Source organism: uncultured Bradyrhizobium sp., assembly GCF_936943645.1.
In the GTDB taxonomy this organism is placed as follows: Bacteria; Pseudomonadota; Alphaproteobacteria; order Rhizobiales; family Xanthobacteraceae; genus Bradyrhizobium.
In genome coordinates, this window is record NZ_CAKZJO010000086.1 from 73,620 (window position 1) to 90,754 (window position 17,135).

A 17,135-nucleotide genomic window follows, 5' to 3' on the forward strand; every position below is an offset into this window, starting at 1 on the left:
ACGAATCACCGGTACCCTGATTCCTATCGCGTTTGTGTGACTCTGCGAAGCATCGCGCGGGCTACCCCGTGAAAACCCTGGGAATTAGGGTTAGCGTTGCCTGCTTTTCACCGCCGCTGCTCGCTTATGTTGCGCAAGAATGCCTCCACACTGGGCATGATATTGCCGACGATGATGTCGACGCCTGCCGCAGTCGGATGAATGCCGTCGGCCTGGTTGAGCTTGGCGTCGGCGGCAACGCCCTCGAGGAAGAACGGATAGAGCGGCACGTCGAATTGTTTCGCCAGATCCGGATAAATCGAATTGAAGCGCGCGGCATAATCGGCGCCGTAATTCGGCGGCGCCACCATGCCACACAGCATCACCGCGATCTTGCGCGCCTTGAGCCGCTGGACGATGTCGCTGAGCGCGGCGCGCGCCAAATCGGGATCGATGCCGCGCAACGCATCGTTGGCGCCGAGCTCGACGATGACGCCCTCGGTTCCTTCAGGCACCGACCAGTCGAGCCGATCGCGCCCGCCGGAGGTGGTGTCGCCGGACACCCCGGCATTGATCATGTCGACCGCTATGCCTTTGGCCTGCAAGGACTTTTGAAGTTTTTGGGGAAACGCCTCCTGGGCCGGCAGGCCGAGACCTGCGCTCAAGGAATCGCCGAGAACGACGAGCTTGACCGGTTTTGTCGCCTCCGCCCAAGCCGGGTTCGCCATTGTCATGAAGACGAGCATCAACACGGCTATGTGCATGAACAATCCGTAACGCCTCTCGACCGCGCTATCGGACTTGCCATATGACCGGACCATGGACACTCGCATCGAACCCTCTTCGCTCGCCGCTACCGCGGACACCATCGCCATCTCCAGCGTCAATCTCTCTTTGGGCACGGGCGCGGCACGCGTCCACATTCTCAAGGATATCAGCCTGCGGGTCGGGCGTAGCGAGACGATCGGCCTGATCGGCCCGTCAGGCTCGGGCAAATCCACGCTGCTGATGGTGATGGCGGGGCTGGAGCGTCCTGATAGCGGAGAGGTGGTGGTCAATGGCACCCCTTTCAATGCCCTCGACGAGGACGCGCTGGCGCGCTTCCGCGGCCGCCAGGTCGGCATCGTCTTCCAGTCCTTCCATCTGATCCCGACCATGACCGCGCTGGAGAACGTCGCGGTGCCGCTCGAGCTTGCCGGCAACCCTGATGCTGCCCGGCGCGCGGCGCAGGAGCTGCAATCGGTCGGGCTCGGCGATCGCCTGCATCATTATCCGACGCAGCTCTCCGGCGGCGAGCAACAACGCGTGGCGCTCGCCCGCGCACTGGCGCCCGATCCCGCCATCCTCGTCGCGGACGAGCCGACCGGCAATCTCGACGAAGCCACCGGACAACAGATCGTCGATCTCCTGTTCAGCAAGCATGCCGAGCGCAGCATGACGCTGGTGCTGGTCACGCACGATTCCTCGCTCGCGCATCGCTGCGATCGGGTGATCCGCCTGCGTTCGGGCCGCATCGACACGCAGACCGCGCCGGCATGAGCACCGCTGTCGAATCGTTCGCGAAGCCGAACGGAATCGCGCTGTCGCTGCGTTACGCGCTGCGCGAATTGCGCGGAGGCCTGCGCGGCTTCTACGTCTTCATCGCCTGCATCGCGCTCGGCGTGATGGCGATTGCCGGCGTCGGCTCGGTGTCGGCGAGCCTCTCCGACGGACTCGCCCGCGAGGGCCGCACGCTGCTCGGCGGCGACGTCTCCTTCGTGCTGTTCCAGCGCGAAGCAAAACCTGAAGAGGTCGCTTTCCTGCGCTCACGCGGCACGGTCTCGACCGCCGCGACTTTGCGCGGCATGGCGCGCGCGGCCGACGGCCAGCTCGCGCTGGTCGAGATGAAGGCGGTCGACGACACCTATCCGATGCTGGGCCAGCTCACGCTGGCGCCGCAGCTTCCGATGTCCGATCTGCTCGCGGAGCGCGACGGCGCATTCGGCGCCGCGGCCGATCCGACGCTGCTGGCGCGGCTGTCGCTGAAGACTGGCGACCGCGTCACCATCGGCTCGGCGACCTTCCAGATCCGCAGCACCGTCGAAGCCGAGCCGGACAAGCTCGCCGGCGGCATCGGCTTCGGCCCGCGTTTCCTGATCAGCGAGGCGGGCCTGCGCGCCACCGGCCTGATCCAGCCCGGCAGCCTGGTGCGCTGGGTCTATCGGGTGAAGCTGCCCAAGGCCGCCAACAGCGAGCGCGCCACCGAAGCCTTCATTGCCGATGCGCGCAGTGCCGCGCCGCAGGCGGGCTGGGAGATCCGCAGCCGCTCCAATGCGTCGCCGCAGCTCGAACGCAACATCAACCGCTTCACGCAATTCCTGACGCTGGTCGGCCTTGCCGCGCTGCTGGTCGGCGGCGTCGGCGTCGCCAATGCCGTGAAGAGCCATATCGACCGGCGGCTCGAAGTGATCGCGGCCCTCAAAGCCGTCGGCGCCACCGGGCGCGACGTGTTCGGGATTTATCTCGCGCAGGTTCTGCTGCTCGCGGGCATCGGCTCGATCATCGGCCTTGCGCTCGGCGCCGCCATGCCGTTCGCCATCGTCGGCCTGTTCGGCAAGCTGCTGCCGCTGCCGGTGGTGCCGGCCGTGCATGCCGACGAGCTCGCGCTGTCCTTCGTTTACGGCCTGCTGACTGCGCTCGCCTTCGGCCTGTGGCCGCTCGGACGCGTGCACGACGTGCCGGTCGCCGCGCTGTTCCGCGACACGATCAGCTCGGAATGGCACCGGCCGCGCGCGGGCTATCTCGTGTTCATGGCCGTGGTGATCGCGCTGCTGATCACTGTTGTGATCGGGCTCTCCTTCGACAAGCGCATCGCCGCGGTGTTCGTGGCTTCCTCCGTCGTCGTGTTCGCGCTGCTGCGCGGCATCGCCGCACTTCTGATGACCATCGCGCGGCGATTGCCGCGGACGCGGCTGCCGATGCTGCGGCTCGCGATCGCCAACATCCACCGGCCCGGCGCGCTGACGCCCTCGGTCGTGCTGTCGCTGGGCCTCGGCCTCGCCGTGCTCGTCACCATCACCCAGATCGACGGCAATCTGCGCCGGCAGTTCCTGGCGGCGCTGCCGGATCGCGCGCCGTCGTTCTTCTTCATCGACATTCCGAGCGCGCAGGCCGCACCGTTCGACGCGTATCTCCGCAAGATCGCGCCCGGCGCGACGGTCGAGGACGTGCCGATGCTGCGCGGACGCATCGTCGCCGCGCGCGGCGTGCGCGCCGAGGAGCTCAAACCCACCACCGATTCCGAATGGGTGCTGCAGAGCGACCGCGGCCTGACCTATACGGGCGAGCTGCCGAAAGGCTCAAAGGTGGTCGAGGGCGAATGGTGGAGCCCCGATTATTCCGGCCCGATCCTGGTCTCCATGGAAAAGAAGATCGCCGACGGATTGGGCCTCAAGCTCGGTGACGAGATCGTGGTCAACGTGCTCGGCCGCGACATTCCCGCCAAAATCGGCAATCTGCGCACCATCGACTGGCAGGGGCTCGGCATCAACTTCGTCCTCGTGTTCTCGCCGAACGCCTTCAAGGGCGCGCCGCACACCCACATCGCGACGCTGACGGAGACCGGTGGAACCGCGACGGGTGACGGCAAGATCATCAAGCAGGTCGCCGACGCCTATCCGATGGTGACGAGCGTGCGCGTGCGCGAGGTGATGGAGACGGTCGGCTCTGTCGTGACCAATCTGGCGCTGGCGATCCGCGGTGCCAGCGCCGTGACCCTGATCTCGGCGATCCTGGTGCTGGGCGGGGCGCTTGCCGCCGGCCATCGCCACCGGGTCTACGATGCGGTGATCCTGAAGACGCTGGGCGCGACGCGGCTGCGGCTGCTTGGCGCCTATGCCCTCGAATATCTCCTGATCGGGCTCGCGACCGCGGTATTCGGCGTTATCGCCGGCAGTATCGCGGCCTGGATGATCGTGACGCGGCTGATGACGCTGAGCTTCGTCTGGCAGGCCGGCAGCGCGGCCGGCGTCGTCGTCGCCGCGCTCGTCGTCACCGTCGGACTCGGGCTCGCGGGCACGCTGCTGGCATTGAACAAAAAGCCCGCCACGGTGTTGCGGAATTTGTGACAAAATGTAGCGGATGGCCGCTCGGATGCGGAATCGCACGATTCCTGCGATTAACCACGACTGCTCGTCAGGTTCGCGTCAGGATTGCCGCCAAGGGCGACATTCAGCCGCGCGTGGAAGGTTGCAGCGAATGTGTTAGTTTCCCACATATCGAATGGGTTCGGAGCCCCGATTGTTAGCCAAAATTTAGTCGGCTGGCATTGGTATCCGAGATAGAATTAGACGAACCGGCGGCATGGCGACCCTCATGCCGGACCGGACCAACCAACGGGAATTCGACCATGTCGGACCTAGACCGTAACTACGCTTCTCCTTTCGGCAGGGCCGCCGGGCGTGTTGACGCCGCGACGGTCGATGCCGGCCTGCGCGCTTACATGCTGCGCATCTACAACTACATGAGCATTGGCCTCGCCATCACCGGCCTTGCCGCGCTCGGCGTCTACATGGCTGCCGTGACCGACGTCCCGACCGCGGACGCCGTCCGCGTCGGCAAGATGTTCCTGACGCCGTTCGGCTACGCGATGTTCGTCAGCCCCCTGAAGTGGCTGTTCATGCTCGCGCCGCTCGCCATGGTGTTCGTGATCTCGGCGGGCATCAACCGTCTGGCTCCCTCGACCGCCCAGATCCTGTTCTGGGTGTTCTCGGCGCTGATGGGCATCTCGCTCTCGTCGATCTTCCTGGTGTTCACGCACACCTCGATCGTGCGGGTGTTCTTCATCACCGCGGCGACCTTCGGTGCGCTCAGCCTCTACGGCTACACCACCAAGCGTGACCTGACCGGGATGGGCTCGTTCCTGTTCATGGGCCTGATCGGCATCATCATCGCGAGCCTGGTGAACCTGTTCCTGGCCTCTTCGATGCTGCAGTTCATCGTGTCGGTGGTCGGCGTGCTGGTGTTCGCGGGCCTCACCGCCTGGGATACCCAGCGGCTGAAGAACGACTACATCTACGGCTACGCCTCGGCCGGCGGTGACATCGCAGAGCGTGCGGCCATCACCGGCGCGCTGTCGCTGTACCTGAACTTCATCAACCTGTTCACGCTGCTGCTGCAGCTCCTCGGCCAGCGCGACTAAGCGACGGACCAGAGAGAACGGACACGAACCCCGGCCGAGAGGCCGGGGTTTTTGTTTGGGGCCGCGGCTTCTCCGCGTCATTGCGAGGAGCTCTTGCGACGAAGTCCCTCCGCGGATGCATTTCTGGATTGCTTCGCTTCGCTCGCAATGACGGGGGTTGAGGCAGCCCAGACCCTTCCAGCCGCTGCGGGAAGCCTTTAGGCTGATGCCATGACCGCACCCGACATCAGGCCCACGCTTGAGGCCGACCTTCCCGCCATCACCGCCATCTACCAGCAGGCCGTCCGCGAGGGCACCGCGACGTTCGAGCTGGAGCCGCCTGACCTTGCCGAGATGACGCGCCGCTATCGCGCGCTGGTCGACGGCGGCTATCCCTATTTCGTCGCCATCCTCGACGGACGCGTGGCCGGCTATGCCTATGCCGGCGCCTACCGGCCGCGGCCGGCCTATCGCTTCACGGTCGAGAACTCGATCTATCTCGATCCCTCGTTCCACCGCCGCGGCATCGGCTCAAGGCTGCTGGAGCGGCTGGTCACCGAATGCGAGGCGCGCGGCTTCCGCCAGATGATCGCGGTGATCGGCGATTCCGCCAATGCCGGCTCGATCGGCGTGCACACCAGGGGCGGATTCAAGATGATCGGCACGCATCCCAATGTCGGGCTGAAATTCGGCCGCTGGCTCGACACGGTGATGATGCAGCGCGAGCTCGGTGAGGGCGGGAAGAGCGTTCCGACAAAGTAGATCGCGTAGGGTGGGCAAAGCGTAGCGTGCCCACGGTCTGAAGCGATGGAGAGAGGACGTGGGCACGGCGCTTCGCGCCTTTGTTTGCCCACCCTACGGCACCCTGCGTGCGGCTACACCACCGCCAGTTTCCGATCGATCACCAGCAGCACGCGCTCGAGCTCGTGGCCGCGGCGCAGGATCAGGCCCGTCGCCGAGATCACGCTGTACATGCCTTGCTTGCGCGCCAGGCGCGGATCCTTCTCGATGCGATAGATCGGCACTTCCGAGGCGCGGCGGTAGACCGAGAACACAGCGCGGTCCTTCAGGAAGTCGATGGCGTAGTCGCGCCATTCGCCGTCGGCGACCATACGGCCGTAGAGATTGAGAATACGGTGCAGCTCGAGCCGGTTGAACGTCACCCTGCTCTGTTGCGCATTCGCAGCGGCGGGGCGCGCCGCCGCGTGCTGCTCGCTGGGATCGGCATCCTCCGACATCAGACTCATGGAGAGCCTCCTCATCGCACGTCATCGCGTCACCTGACCCCGACCGCCGAACCGTCCCGGAACCGGGGGATCATGACAGTGGCATGATTGCGCCAACCGTTCTCCGCCGCAAGGCTCTTGATGGAACTCGGCACTGCGCCGTGTTCAACCCATCGAATCGGGCGCGGCTCATTGCACACGCAAAGGTGGAACTCTGTCGCGGCAAACCGTCACGGGATCGTTAGAAGGAATCATAGTCTCGCCGCTTTTCCGCCTAGCGACTGCCGCCCTGCATTGCGAAAAGATTCGTGTGCGTTGACCCGGTCCTTTCGGTTCCGGATTCCTCAGCCCCCAGCCCCCCGGGGTCGAACAGGATCGGGTCTGTACGCGCGACAAGGAGGGCCAACGCAAGTTGGTCCTTTTTTGTTTGTGTCGGGATGTTTCCGGCGCAACGGACGGTCTCTCAACCACATCAGTGCGCACACTTTCTCCCCTCATCCTGAGGGACGCTCTTGCGCGTCTCGAAGGATCGAGGCCCGAGCTGCATGAGCGTGCCTTCACGGCTCGCGAGGCGCGCAAGGGCGCGCTCCTCACCAAGAGGATTGAGAACGTTGCGTGAGAGCGAGATTCGAATCAGTGCAGCGACGTGTAGGCAGCACCGAGCATCGGGCCCGGTCGTTCGCGGCTGCCGTCCTGGACATAGACCACCGCACCGTCGACACCGTCGCGCGTCAGGTTCTCGATCGGCACCGTCCAGCTTTCCGGACGTCCGGTCCAGTCACCGACCTTGAGCAGATTGCGCACCACGTTGTGATAGGTGACCTGCTGTCCGCGATTCTCGCCGCGCGTGATTGCGATCGGGACCGACTTGGCGATCGAGCAGATCCAGACCTCGCCATGCGAGACGGCCGGCTCCTTGCTTGCGGCGACCGACACGTTGATCTGCTTGCCGGCGAGCGACATCGTCACCGGCACGCTCATCACAACCCCGCCCTGGTCGGTCTTGCCGATCGCGCTCTCGATGCCGGCACGATCGCTGCCGATGACATGGGTGGAGCCGTTGACCACGACCTGCGGCGTGTAGACCTCACGGTCGCCGCGCATGCGCGAATAAGCGCGCTGCCGTGCAGAGAAACGCGAATCCGCCAGCGTGTCCTTCCAGCCGAGATAGTCCCAATAATCGATCGGCATGCTCAGCGCGATGACCGAGGGATCCTTGGAGAGGTCGCCGATGATCTTGTCGGCGGGCGGACAGGAGGAGCAGCCTTGCGAGGTGAACAGTTCGACAACGGCGCGGGGATCAGCCTCGGCAGGACGAATGACGGCGACGATCGCACAGATGCCGAGAGCGCCCGACCAGAGAGCACTGGACCAACGTGAAACCAGATGGGAAGCCGTCATTGTTGTCATCTCGAACGCCGCACACCATTGCTCGTGGGAAGGGGATCTTATCGCCGGATGGTCACCGTAGTCTTACGGGGCATACTCCACCGTCCAGGCGAACCATCCAAAGGGACGTCTTTCGCCGGGCGAGCCCATCTAGAACATGCCACAAACGCACGAAGGCGGCCTTGTGATAGGCCGCCTTCGTTTAACCTTCTACTCACGTCGCGGTGAGCCACCGTTCACAAATTCGCGCTTAGGCCGCGAGCTTGCGCAGCACGTAGTGCAGGATACCGCCGTTACGGTAGTAGTCGAGCTCGTCCAGCGTATCGATGCGGCAGAGCAGCGAAACGCGCTGCAACGAACCGTCGCCGGAGACGATCTCAGCGGTCAGCTTCTGGCGCGGCTTGAGGTCGCCGACCAAGCCGCGGAGCGTGACCTTCTCGTCACCCTTGAGGCCGAGCGACGACCAGGACGTGCCGTCCTCGAAGGTCAGCGGCAGCACGCCCATACCGACCAGGTTGGAGCGATGGATGCGCTCGAAGCTCTGGCAGATCACGGCGCGAACGCCGAGCAGGCGGGTGCCCTTGGCAGCCCAGTCGCGCGAGGAGCCGTTGCCGTATTCGGCGCCGGCGAACACCACCAGCGGCACCTGCTCCTGCTGGTACTTCATCGCGGCGTCGTAGATCGACATCTGCTCGCCGTCGGGCCAGTGCTTGGTGATGCCGCCCTCGGGGATGTTGCCGTCGGCGCCCTTCAGCATGAAGTTCTTGATGCGGATGTTGGCGAAGGTGCCACGCATCATCACTTCATGGTTGCCGCGGCGCGTGCCGTACTGGTTGAAGTCGGCCGGACGCACCTGGTGCTCGCTGAGATATTTGCCCGCGGGCGAGGTGAGCTTGATCGAACCGGCCGGCGAGATGTGGTCGGTCGTGATCTTGTCGCCGAACATGGCGAGGATGCGCGCCTCGACGATGTCGGTGACCGGCTCCGGCTCCTTCTTCATGCCTTCGAAATAGGGCGGGTTCTGCACATAGGTCGAAGACATGTTCCAGCGATAGGTCTCGCTCTCGACCGTCTTGATCTTGCGCCAGTTGGTGTCGCCCTTGAACACGTCGGCATACTTCTTCTTGAAGATCGCCGAGGTCACGAACTTCTTCATGAAGGCATTGATTTCCTTCGTCGTCGGCCAGATGTCCTTCAGATACACCGGCTTGCCGTCCTTGCCTTCGCCGATCGGCTCGACGGCGAGGTTCTTGGTGACGCTGCCGGCGAGCGCGTGCGCGACGACCAGCGGCGGCGAGGCGAGATAGTTCGCCTGCACATCCGGCGAGACGCGGCCTTCGAAGTTGCGGTTACCCGAGAGCACGGCGGCGGCGACGATGCCGTTCTCGTTGATCGACTTCGAGATCTCCTCCGGCAGCGGACCGGAATTGCCGATGCAGGTGGTGCAGCCGAAGCCGACCAGGTTGAAGCCGACCTTGTCGAGATCCTTCTGCAGGCCGGAATCGGCAAGATAGCCGGCGACGACCTGGCTGCCCGGGGCGAGCGAGGTCTTCACCCACGGCTTGGCCTTCAGGCCCTTCGCCGCAGCGTTGCGGGCCAGGAGGCCGGCGCCGATCAGCACGCTCGGATTCGAGGTGTTGGTGCAGGAGGTGATGGCGGCGATCACGACGTCGCCATGGCCGATCTCGAAGTCCTTGCCTTCGACGGCGAAGCGCTTGTTGGGCTCCTCGGCCTTCTTGTACTCGCTGCTCAGCGCGAGCGAAAAGCCTTCGGCGACCGACGGCAGCGCGATGCGGCCTTCGGGACGCTTCGGGCCGGCCATCGACGGCACGACGTCGGCGAGGTCGAGCGTCAGCGTTTCCGTGAACACGGGATCGGCCGACTTGGCGGTGCGGAAAAGCCCTTGCGCCTTCGCATAGGCCTGCACCAACGCAACGCGCGGCGCGGCACGGCCGGAGGTCTTGAGATAGTCGATCGCGGCGGCGTCGACCGGGAAGAAGCCGCAGGTCGCGCCGTATTCCGGCGCCATGTTGGCGATGGTTGCCTTGTCGGCGACCGAGAGATGGTCGAGGCCGGGGCCGAAGAACTCGACGAACTTGCCGACCACGCCGAGCTTGCGCAGCATCTGCGTCACGGTCAGCACGAGATCGGTGGCGGTGACGCCTTCCTTCATCGCGCCCTTCAGCTTGAAGCCGACGACGTTGGGCAGCAGCATCGACAGCGGCTGGCCGAGCATGCAGGCTTCCGCCTCGATGCCGCCGACGCCCCAGCCGAGCACGGCCAGACCGTTGACCATGGTGGTGTGCGAATCGGTGCCGACCAGCGAATCGGGATAGGCGACCTCGAAGGTGCCGGTCTTCTTGCCGACCGTCATCTTCTCCTTCTTGGTCCACACCGTCTGGGAGAGATATTCGAGATTGACCTGGTGGCAGATGCCGGTGCCGGGCGGCACGACCGAGAAGTTCGAGAACGCCTTCTGACCCCACTTCAGGAACTCGTAGCGCTCCTGGTTCTGCTTGTACTCCTCGGCGACGTTCTTGCCGAAGGCCTTGTTGTCGCCGAAGAAGTTCACGATCACGGAGTGGTCGATGACGAGGTCGACCGGCACCAGCGGATTGATCTTCTCGGCATCGCCGCCGAGCTTCTGCATCGCGTTGCGCATCGCGGCGAGGTCGACCACCGCGGGCACGCCGGTGAAGTCCTGCATCAGCACGCGCGCCGGGCGGAAGGCGATCTCATGCTCCAGCGACTTCTTGCGCAGCCATTTCGAGACGGCGACGATGTCCTCTTTCTTGACCGAACGCCCGTCCTCGTTGCGCAGCAGATTCTCGAGCAGGACCTTCATCGAGTAGGGAAGTTTGGAAATTCCCTTCAGACCATTCTTCTCGGCCGTGGGCAGGCTGTAATAGACATAGGTCTTGGCGCCGACCTTGAGGGTCTTTTTGCATTTGAAGCTGTCGAGCGAGGTCATGTAGGAAATCCCAATTGTTAGTTATACCCGGCAGGGTATCTTAACACCGTCAGCGTATCAGGCTGGGCTGCTTGCAGGGGCAGGTTGAGTTGCTGCATCAAGTAGTTCCGGGCTTATAGAAGCTTTCTAACCGCGCCGCCACAGCCACAATCGTGCCGCAGCAACCGCGAGCCAAAAATTCCCATGCGCTACCCCAAGTTTTCCTGAGGCCTAGTTTTGAGTGACCTGAAACGAGGCGAGATGCAGCTGTCCGGACACGGACTCACCTGCGTGCGCGGCGGCCGCCAGGTGTTTGCCGGGCTCGATTTCGCGGCCGTCTCCGGCGAGGCGGTGGCGGTCGTCGGCCGCAACGGATCGGGCAAAACCTCGCTGCTGCGGCTGATCGCGGGCCTGCTCGTGCCGGCGGGAGGCAAGATTGCGCTTGAAGGCGGCGACGCCGAGCTGTCGCTGCCGGAGCAGTGCCACTATCTCGGCCATCGCGATGCCCTCAAGCCGGCCCTCAGCGTGGCTGAAAACCTGACGTTCTGGGCCGAATTTCTCGGTGGCGAGCGTTTGGATTTCGCCGAGAGCCTCGCCACCGTGGGGCTCGAACACGCCACCCATCTGCCCGCGGGCTTCCTGTCGGCCGGCCAGCGCCGCCGGCTGTCGCTGGCGCGCCTGCTGGCCGTCCGCCGCCCGGTCTGGCTGCTGGACGAGCCGACCAATGCGCTGGATGTCGCCGGTCAGGACATGTTCGGCGGCCTGATGCGCGAGCACCTGTCCCGCGGCGGCATGATTGTCGCGGCCACCCATGCCCCGCTCGGGATCGAGTCGCGGGAGCTGCGGATCGGGGGTGCGGCGTGAGACAGCCCCACCCTCAGCTTTCCGAGCGGCTGGCCATCGGCTTATCCGTTCCCTCCCCCCTTGCGGGGGAAGGCCAGGGAGGGGGGTGCCACACGGGGATTCTCTCGATCGATCGAAGTCCCTTTCTCAACCCACACGCACCTTTTCCGGGGCTACCCCTCTCCCCCACCCTCCCGCACAAGGGGGGAGGGAGCGCAGCGTACCTGTGGCGCGAGCCGGGCTCGCACAGCTGCCCCGCCGGAGCCGCCCCATGACCGCCCTGTCCGCCCTGATCCGCCGGGACATCCGGATCGCGCTCCGCGTCGGCGGCGGGGCGCTCATTGGCGTGCTGTTCTTCCTGACCGTGGTGGTCCTGATGCCGTTCGCGGTCGGGCCGGATCTGGCGCTGCTGTCGCGGCTGGGGCCGGCCATTCTCTGGCTCGGCGCGCTGCTGGCGAGCCTGCTCACTCTCGACCGGCTGTTCATGGCCGACCATGAGGACGGCTCGCTCGACCTGATCACGATGAGCCGGACGCCCCTGGAACTCGCCTGCGCGGCCAAGGCGCTGGCGCATTGGCTGGCCGCCGGCCTGCCGCTGATTGTCGCAACCCCCGTGCTCGGCCTGCTGCTCAACCTCGACATGGTCGCGACCGGAGCGGTGGCGCTGACGCTGCTGGCGGGGACCCCGGCGCTGACCTTCACCGGCATGATCGGCGCGGCGCTGGCGGTGACGCTGCACCGCGGCGGACTTCTGATGGCGGTGCTGGTGTTGCCGCTGTCGATTCCCGTGCTGATTTTCGGGGTTGCGGCCTCGCAGGCCGTGATCGTGGGCCCGATGACGTTCGGCGCGCCGTTCTCGATCCTGTGCGCGCTGTCCCTGGTCAGCCTCGTGATCGGGCCCTTCGCAGCCGCAGCGAGCCTGCGGCATGGGCTCGACTGAACTGGCCTCGGTCGATGTTGACCCCGATCAACTTTCGTCTCTCGCTTTCGTGCTGATTGCCTGAGCGGCCACCGATGATTATCAGGGTACCATGACACTGATCGACCTCGCCAACCCCACGCGGTTCCTCGCGCTGACAGCGCGGGTCCTGCCATGGCTTGCGGCCGCGACCGTCCTGCTGCTTGCGATCGGTCTCTATCAATCGGCGCTTGCGCCCGACGACTACCAGCAGGGCGCGACCGTGAAGATCATGTTCATCCACGTGCCCAATGCCTGGCTGTCGATGTTCGTGTGGGGCGTGATGAGCATCGCCTCGCTGGGCACGCTGGTGTGGCGTCATCCGCTCGCCGACGTCGCCGCGAAGGCCGCAGCACCGATCGGCGCCGCCTTCACCTTCCTCGCGCTGCTCACGGGCTCGCTGTGGGGCCGGCCGATGTGGGGCACCTATTGGGAATGGGACGCGCGCCTGACCTCGGTGCTGATCCTCTTCCTGATGTATCTCGGCCTGATGGCGCTGTGGCGCGCGGTCGACGATCCCTCGCGCGCCGCCCGCGCTGCCGCCGTGCTGACCCTGGTCGGTGCGCTCAATCTGCCGATCATCAAGTTCTCGGTCGACTGGTGGAACACGCTGCACCAGCCGGCTTCGGTGATGCGCATGGGCGGATCGGCGCTCGACAAGTCATTCCTGATTCCGCTGCTGGTGATGGCGATCGCCTTCACGCTGCTGTTCGTCACGCTGCACCTCGCCGCGATGCGCAACGAGATCCTGCGCCGCCGCGTCCGCTCGCTGCAGATGATGCAGGCGAGCCGCGTGGCGTTCTCGAGCGAGATGGGCGCCGCCCCGCGCGGACAGAACGCGTCGAAAGAAGTTGGGGCCGCATGATCATGTCGCTCGGTCCTTATGCATCCTTCATCGTGACGTCCTATGCCGCAGCGGCCCTCGTGGTCGTGATCCTGATCGGCTGGATCGCGCTGGACTATCGCAACCAGACGCAGCGCCTGCGCGAGCTTGAGGAACGCGGCATCACCCGCCGCTCCGGCCGCAGCGCCATGGACGCGTCATGAGCGATCAATCGACCTCCGCACCGCCGCAGCGCCGCACCTTCCTGATGGTGCTGCCGCTGATCGCCTTCATCGGCCTCGCCGTGCTGTTCTGGTTCCGGCTCGGCAGCGGCGATCCCTCGCGGATTCCCTCCGCGCTGATCGGCAGGCCCGCACCGCTGACCGCGCTGCCACAGCTCGAGGGATTGCAGGACAACGGCGCACCGGTGCCGGGGCTCGATCCCGCCGCCTTCAAGGGCAAGGTCAGCCTCGTCAATGTGTGGGCGTCCTGGTGCGTACCGTGTCATGACGAAGCACCGCTTCTGACCGAACTGGCAAAAGACAAGCGCTTCCAGCTGGTCGGCATCAATTACAAGGACGCCGCCGACAATGCGCGGCGCTTCCTCGGCCGTTACGGCAACCCGTTCGGCCGCGTCGGCGTCGATGCCAACGGCCGCGCCTCGATCGAATGGGGCGTCTACGGCGTGCCGGAAACCTTCGTCGTGGGACGCGAGGGCACCATCGTCTACAAGCTGGTCGGCCCGATCACGCCGGACAATCTGCAGAAGGTCTTGTTGCCGCAGATGGAGAAGGCGCTGAAGGCGGGGAGCTGACCGCGCGCAGCGAAGCCGAGTTCACGGCAAATTGTCGCGACGATTGGGTGTGTCCGTGCTGCCTGCGAGCAGGCCGGACACGACGTCCCATCCCTTCTCGAACATATGGCCGACCCTGTGGCCGAAGGAATGGCCCGGGCGCAATCGCGGCGATTCCAGAATGTGCGTCAAGTGCCGGTGATCGCCCGGAATGCTGCTGATCTCGGCGTCGACGGCAACCTGGACGGCCGTCATCAGACCATCCAGACGCCGGGCCCAGTCCGACCCCTGGAGCTCGATCTGCGCTCTCAGCGCCTCCTCGATCCGGTAGATCTCGCCAACGATCTCCTTGGCCCGCACGGGGCGGTTGTTCCTGAGCGCAAACTGCAAGAGGAGGTGCTTTTCCTCGATCTGATCGAGCACCATCGACACCGCGATGGCGAAGGAGCCCGTGGCGATCCGCGCCGCAGCCCGGTCGTCAGCCGGAGTGGTCGCGACGGAGAGCAGGTCCCAGGAGGTTTCCAGGCGCTTTGCGAGAATCGTGAGCGCGAACGGCACGGCATCGACGCGCCGGGCCTTGAGCCCGCTCAGAAGGCCGAGAACCTTGTCCAGGCCGGGGCCCTCGAGCCGGGCAATCTTTGGCGCAAGCGCGCTGCCAAAATCCTCGAGCTCCCGCTGCATGTCGAGGTAGCGCAGCATCTTCTTGAGGTCGTCGAACGTCGCATGCGAGCTGGTATAGGCCATCAGCCCGTCGTGAACGCTGGCGGCGCCCTCGGCCGAACCGAGCAGACCGTTGAGAGAGATCAGCGCCTTCTTCTGGAACGTCCGCGCCATCTGCCGTGCTTCGGACTGCCTGCCGGCGGAAATGACATCGTTCGCACTGGCGATGTAGTCGGCGGCCAAGCTGCGCAGCAATTGTTCGGTGACGAGGCTCCAGATCGGAGCGAGCGATCCACGGGCGATCTGACCGCTGTTGGCACGCTCCGGTGCGCCGTCCATCAGCACCGGCTCGATCGGCTCGAAGAAATAGCGTGAGGGATTTCCGACGCGATAGTGATTCTGACCGGTGTTGCGAAACTCGGCGCGTAACGCGGCGATCAATGGCTCGGAATGCGGAATGTCCTCGCCGAGGAGATGGAGCCGCTCCAATTCGGCAAGCAGGCGGCGCCGGACCTGCGGAGCGAGCTGCCGGAGGTACTGAATCAGGTGTTCAGCGGCATGGTCCTGTTTTGCGCTCATCACCGGGCTCTCCGGCGTGCCGTCCTCTCTTCACAACGCGAGGCTATCGCCTCCAACCTTCCAGGCAAGGGCGAGAGCCGAACAATCTTGGTTTGCGGTTACAGAGCGATGAAGAAGCCGATCGGCTTGATCGCGCGATCCGTTGCAGCGTCCGACGGACCGGGCCGAGTGCACGTCAGCGTGAATAGCGTGATCGCGGCCAGGGGCGCGTTGGAACCGGCGTCACCCCTTGCTCACATCGCCCGCCTCGGCCTCGCTGGTCTCCAGCGAGGCCGGCTCGATGTGGTAGCGCTTGGTCAGGGGCATCTGGGCGATGGCGAAGATCATGGTCAGCGGGGTCACGCCGAACACCTTGAAATTCACCCAGAAGTCAGTGCTTTGCGTGCGCCAGATGATCTCGTTCAGCACCGCCATGCCGGCGAAGAACAGCGCCCAGCGCAGCGTGAGGATGCGCCAGCCCTGCGGCGTCAGATTGAACACCTGGTCGAACATCACGGCGATGAAGGAGCGGCCGAACAGAAGGCCGCCGCCGAGGATCGCGGCGAACAGGCCGTAGATGATGGTCGGCTTGACCTTGATGAAGGTCTCGTCGTGCAGCACCAGGGTCAGCGTGCCGAACACCAGCACGATCACGCCCGTCACGATCGCCATGATCGGGATGTGGCGCGTCACCGCATAGGAGGCCACCATGGCCGCCATGATCGCGACCATGAAGGCGCCGGTCGCGGCGAACAGATTGAACTTCGCATTGACGAAGAAGAACACGAGCAGCGGACCGAGCTCGGTCGCGAGCTTGAACAGCGGATGCGGCTGGGTCTTGTCCATCTCTAGCTTTCGATTCCGGCGATGGCGCGGGCGAAGTCGCGCGCGGTGAACGGCGCAAGATCGTCGACGCCTTCGCCGACGCCGATGAAGTGCACCGGCAGTTTGAATTTCTCCGCGAGCGCCACCAGGATGCCGCCGCGCGCGGTGCCGTCGAGCTTGGTCATCACGAGGCCGGTGACCCCCGCCGTGCGATGGAAGGCCTCGACCTGTGACAGCGCATTCTGGCCGACGGTGGCGTCGAGCACCAGCAGCACGGCATGCGGCGCAGTGTCATCGACCTTGCGGATCACGCGCACGACCTTTTCGAGCTCGTTCATCAGCTCGGCCTTGTTCTGCAACCGGCCGGCGGTGTCGATCAGCAGCACGTCGACATTCTGCTCCTTCGCCGCCGTCAGCGCATTGAAGGCGAGGCTCGCCGAATCCGAGCCCTGCGCGCCCGCGATCACCGGCGTCCTGGTGCGCTCGCCCCAGACCTTGAGCTGCTCGATGGCGGCGGCGCGAAACGTGTCGCCGGCGGCCAGCATCACCTTGCGGCCTTCGGAAGCGAATTTCTGCGAGAGCTTGCCGATGGTGGTGGTCTTGCCGGAGCCGTTGACACCGACGACGAGGATCACGAACGGCTTTTTCGCGGCGTCGATCACGAGGAGCTTGGCCACCGGCGCCAGCACCTTCTCGACCTCGGTGGCGACGACGTCCTTGACCTCGTCCGCCGAGATCGCCTTGTCATAGCGCCCGGTGCCGACCGCATCCGCGATCCGCACCGCAACTGAGGTGCCGAGGTCGGCCCGCAGCAGCACATCCTCGATGTCGTCGAGCATGGCGCGGTCGAGCTTGCGCTTGGTGACGAGGTCGGCGACCGCGGTCCCGAGCGAGGACGAGGTGCGCTTCAGCCCGTTGGACAGGCGGCGCCACCAGCTCAGCTTGGGGGGATCTGACGTGGTATCGTTCATGA

At 65.2% G+C, this 17,135-nt stretch carries 16 protein-coding genes; 9 read left to right on the forward strand and 7 right to left on the reverse strand.

Annotated elements, in window-relative coordinates:
* Nucleotides 1-107: 107 nt before the first annotated feature.
* Complete coding sequence (locus Q0743_RS25710) at nt 108-743, reverse strand: arylesterase (protein WP_298244342.1); 636 nt, start codon at nt 741-743, stop codon at nt 108-110.
* A gap of 55 nt (nt 744-798) precedes the next feature.
* Between Q0743_RS25710 and Q0743_RS25715 the strand changes: the two genes are divergently transcribed.
* From Q0743_RS25715 to Q0743_RS25730, 4 genes are all read left to right on the forward strand, one after another.
* Nucleotides 799-1,518, forward strand: coding sequence for an ABC transporter ATP-binding protein (locus Q0743_RS25715; RefSeq protein WP_298244279.1), 720 nt, complete (start codon nt 799-801; stop codon nt 1,516-1,518).
* Nucleotides 1,515-4,085, forward strand: a complete 2,571-nt coding sequence (locus tag Q0743_RS25720; RefSeq protein ID WP_298244280.1) for an FtsX-like permease family protein — start codon at nt 1,515-1,517, stop codon at nt 4,083-4,085. Before Q0743_RS25715 ends, Q0743_RS25720 begins: the two co-directional genes overlap by 4 nt.
* A gap of 281 nt (nt 4,086-4,366) precedes the next feature.
* Nucleotides 4,367-5,158, forward strand: a complete 792-nt coding sequence (locus tag Q0743_RS25725) for a Bax inhibitor-1/YccA family protein (protein WP_298244281.1) — start codon at nt 4,367-4,369, stop codon at nt 5,156-5,158.
* Nucleotides 5,159-5,368: 210 nt separating this feature from the next.
* On the forward strand, nt 5,369-5,899 hold the full coding sequence (locus tag Q0743_RS25730) for a GNAT family N-acetyltransferase (RefSeq protein ID WP_298244282.1): 531 nt from the start codon (nt 5,369-5,371) through the stop codon (nt 5,897-5,899).
* A 113-nt stretch (nt 5,900-6,012) separates the two neighbouring features.
* Here Q0743_RS25730 and Q0743_RS25735 read toward each other — a convergent pair whose 3' ends face one another.
* From Q0743_RS25735 to acnA, 3 genes are all read right to left on the reverse strand, one after another.
* On the reverse strand, nt 6,013-6,384 hold the full coding sequence (locus Q0743_RS25735) for a DUF2794 domain-containing protein (RefSeq protein ID WP_298244283.1): 372 nt from the start codon (nt 6,382-6,384) through the stop codon (nt 6,013-6,015).
* Nucleotides 6,385-6,996: 612 nt separating this feature from the next.
* On the reverse strand, nt 6,997-7,773 hold the full coding sequence (locus tag Q0743_RS25740) for a thioredoxin family protein (RefSeq protein WP_298244284.1): 777 nt from the start codon (nt 7,771-7,773) through the stop codon (nt 6,997-6,999).
* 229 nt (nt 7,774-8,002) lie between these two features.
* Entirely contained in the window at nt 8,003-10,723 is a 2,721-nt protein-coding gene (gene acnA, locus Q0743_RS25745; RefSeq protein WP_298244285.1) for an aconitate hydratase AcnA, read from the reverse strand.
* A gap of 240 nt (nt 10,724-10,963) precedes the next feature.
* Here acnA and ccmA point away from each other — a divergent pair, with 240 nt between their 5' ends.
* From ccmA to Q0743_RS25770, 5 genes are all read left to right on the forward strand, one after another.
* On the forward strand, nt 10,964-11,566 hold the full coding sequence (gene ccmA / locus Q0743_RS25750; RefSeq protein WP_298244286.1) for a heme ABC exporter ATP-binding protein CcmA: 603 nt from the start codon (nt 10,964-10,966) through the stop codon (nt 11,564-11,566).
* A 250-nt stretch (nt 11,567-11,816) separates the two neighbouring features.
* Entirely contained in the window at nt 11,817-12,485 is a 669-nt protein-coding gene (ccmB, locus tag Q0743_RS25755) for a heme exporter protein CcmB (protein ID WP_028150494.1), read from the forward strand.
* Between the two features lie 91 nt (nt 12,486-12,576).
* On the forward strand, nt 12,577-13,368 hold the full coding sequence (locus Q0743_RS25760; RefSeq protein WP_298244287.1) for a heme ABC transporter permease: 792 nt from the start codon (nt 12,577-12,579) through the stop codon (nt 13,366-13,368).
* A complete protein-coding gene (ccmD, locus tag Q0743_RS25765; protein WP_298244288.1) occupies nt 13,365-13,550 on the forward strand; it encodes a heme exporter protein CcmD in 186 nt (61 codons plus the stop codon). The genes Q0743_RS25760 and ccmD overlap by 4 nt, the downstream gene beginning before the upstream one ends.
* A complete protein-coding gene (locus tag Q0743_RS25770) occupies nt 13,547-14,140 on the forward strand; it encodes a DsbE family thiol:disulfide interchange protein (protein WP_298244289.1) in 594 nt (197 codons plus the stop codon). The genes ccmD and Q0743_RS25770 overlap by 4 nt, the downstream gene beginning before the upstream one ends.
* Nucleotides 14,141-14,161: 21 nt before the next feature.
* Here Q0743_RS25770 and Q0743_RS25775 read toward each other — a convergent pair whose 3' ends face one another.
* From Q0743_RS25775 to ftsY, 3 genes are all read right to left on the reverse strand, one after another.
* Nucleotides 14,162-15,358, reverse strand: a complete 1,197-nt coding sequence (locus Q0743_RS25775; RefSeq protein WP_298244290.1) for a hypothetical protein — start codon at nt 15,356-15,358, stop codon at nt 14,162-14,164.
* 222 nt (nt 15,359-15,580) lie between these two features.
* Nucleotides 15,581-16,183, reverse strand: a complete 603-nt coding sequence (locus tag Q0743_RS25780; RefSeq protein WP_298244291.1) for a septation protein A — start codon at nt 16,181-16,183, stop codon at nt 15,581-15,583.
* Nucleotides 16,184-16,185: 2 nt separating this feature from the next.
* Nucleotides 16,186-17,133 (reverse strand): signal recognition particle-docking protein FtsY, encoded by a 948-nt coding sequence (ftsY, locus tag Q0743_RS25785; protein WP_298244292.1) that lies wholly within the window; start codon nt 17,131-17,133, stop codon nt 16,186-16,188.
* Between the last annotated feature and the right edge of the window lie 2 nt (nt 17,134-17,135).

What these genes read in the sequence shown, in the direction of transcription:
- Q0743_RS25730 (WP_298244282.1), top strand. Translation starts at nt 5,369, where the DNA reads ATGACCGCACCCGACATCAGGCCCACGCTTGAGGCCGACCTTCCCGCC.
- ccmA (WP_298244286.1), top strand. Translation starts at nt 10,964, where the DNA reads ATGCAGCTGTCCGGACACGGACTCACCTGCGTGCGCGGCGGCCGCCAG.
- Q0743_RS25725 (WP_298244281.1), top strand. Translation starts at nt 4,367, where the DNA reads ATGTCGGACCTAGACCGTAACTACGCTTCTCCTTTCGGCAGGGCCGCC.
- Q0743_RS25715 (WP_298244279.1), top strand. Translation starts at nt 799, where the DNA reads ATGGACACTCGCATCGAACCCTCTTCGCTCGCCGCTACCGCGGACACC.
- acnA (WP_298244285.1), bottom strand. Translation starts at nt 10,723, where the DNA reads ATGACCTCGCTCGACAGCTTCAAATGCAAAAAGACCCTCAAGGTCGGC.
- Q0743_RS25740 (WP_298244284.1), bottom strand. Translation starts at nt 7,773, where the DNA reads ATGACAACAATGACGGCTTCCCATCTGGTTTCACGTTGGTCCAGTGCT.
- Q0743_RS25780 (WP_298244291.1), bottom strand. Translation starts at nt 16,183, where the DNA reads ATGGACAAGACCCAGCCGCATCCGCTGTTCAAGCTCGCGACCGAGCTC.
- Q0743_RS25760 (WP_298244287.1), top strand. Translation starts at nt 12,577, where the DNA reads ATGACACTGATCGACCTCGCCAACCCCACGCGGTTCCTCGCGCTGACA.
- Q0743_RS25720 (WP_298244280.1), top strand. Translation starts at nt 1,515, where the DNA reads ATGAGCACCGCTGTCGAATCGTTCGCGAAGCCGAACGGAATCGCGCTG.
- ftsY (WP_298244292.1), bottom strand. Translation starts at nt 17,133, where the DNA reads ATGAACGATACCACGTCAGATCCCCCCAAGCTGAGCTGGTGGCGCCGC.
- Q0743_RS25735 (WP_298244283.1), bottom strand. Translation starts at nt 6,384, where the DNA reads ATGAGTCTGATGTCGGAGGATGCCGATCCCAGCGAGCAGCACGCGGCG.
- Q0743_RS25775 (WP_298244290.1), bottom strand. Translation starts at nt 15,358, where the DNA reads ATGAGCGCAAAACAGGACCATGCCGCTGAACACCTGATTCAGTACCTC.
- Q0743_RS25710 (WP_298244342.1), bottom strand. Translation starts at nt 743, where the DNA reads ATGCACATAGCCGTGTTGATGCTCGTCTTCATGACAATGGCGAACCCG.
- ccmD (WP_298244288.1), top strand. Translation starts at nt 13,365, where the DNA reads ATGATCATGTCGCTCGGTCCTTATGCATCCTTCATCGTGACGTCCTAT.
- Q0743_RS25770 (WP_298244289.1), top strand. Translation starts at nt 13,547, where the DNA reads ATGAGCGATCAATCGACCTCCGCACCGCCGCAGCGCCGCACCTTCCTG.
- ccmB (WP_028150494.1), top strand. Translation starts at nt 11,817, where the DNA reads ATGACCGCCCTGTCCGCCCTGATCCGCCGGGACATCCGGATCGCGCTC.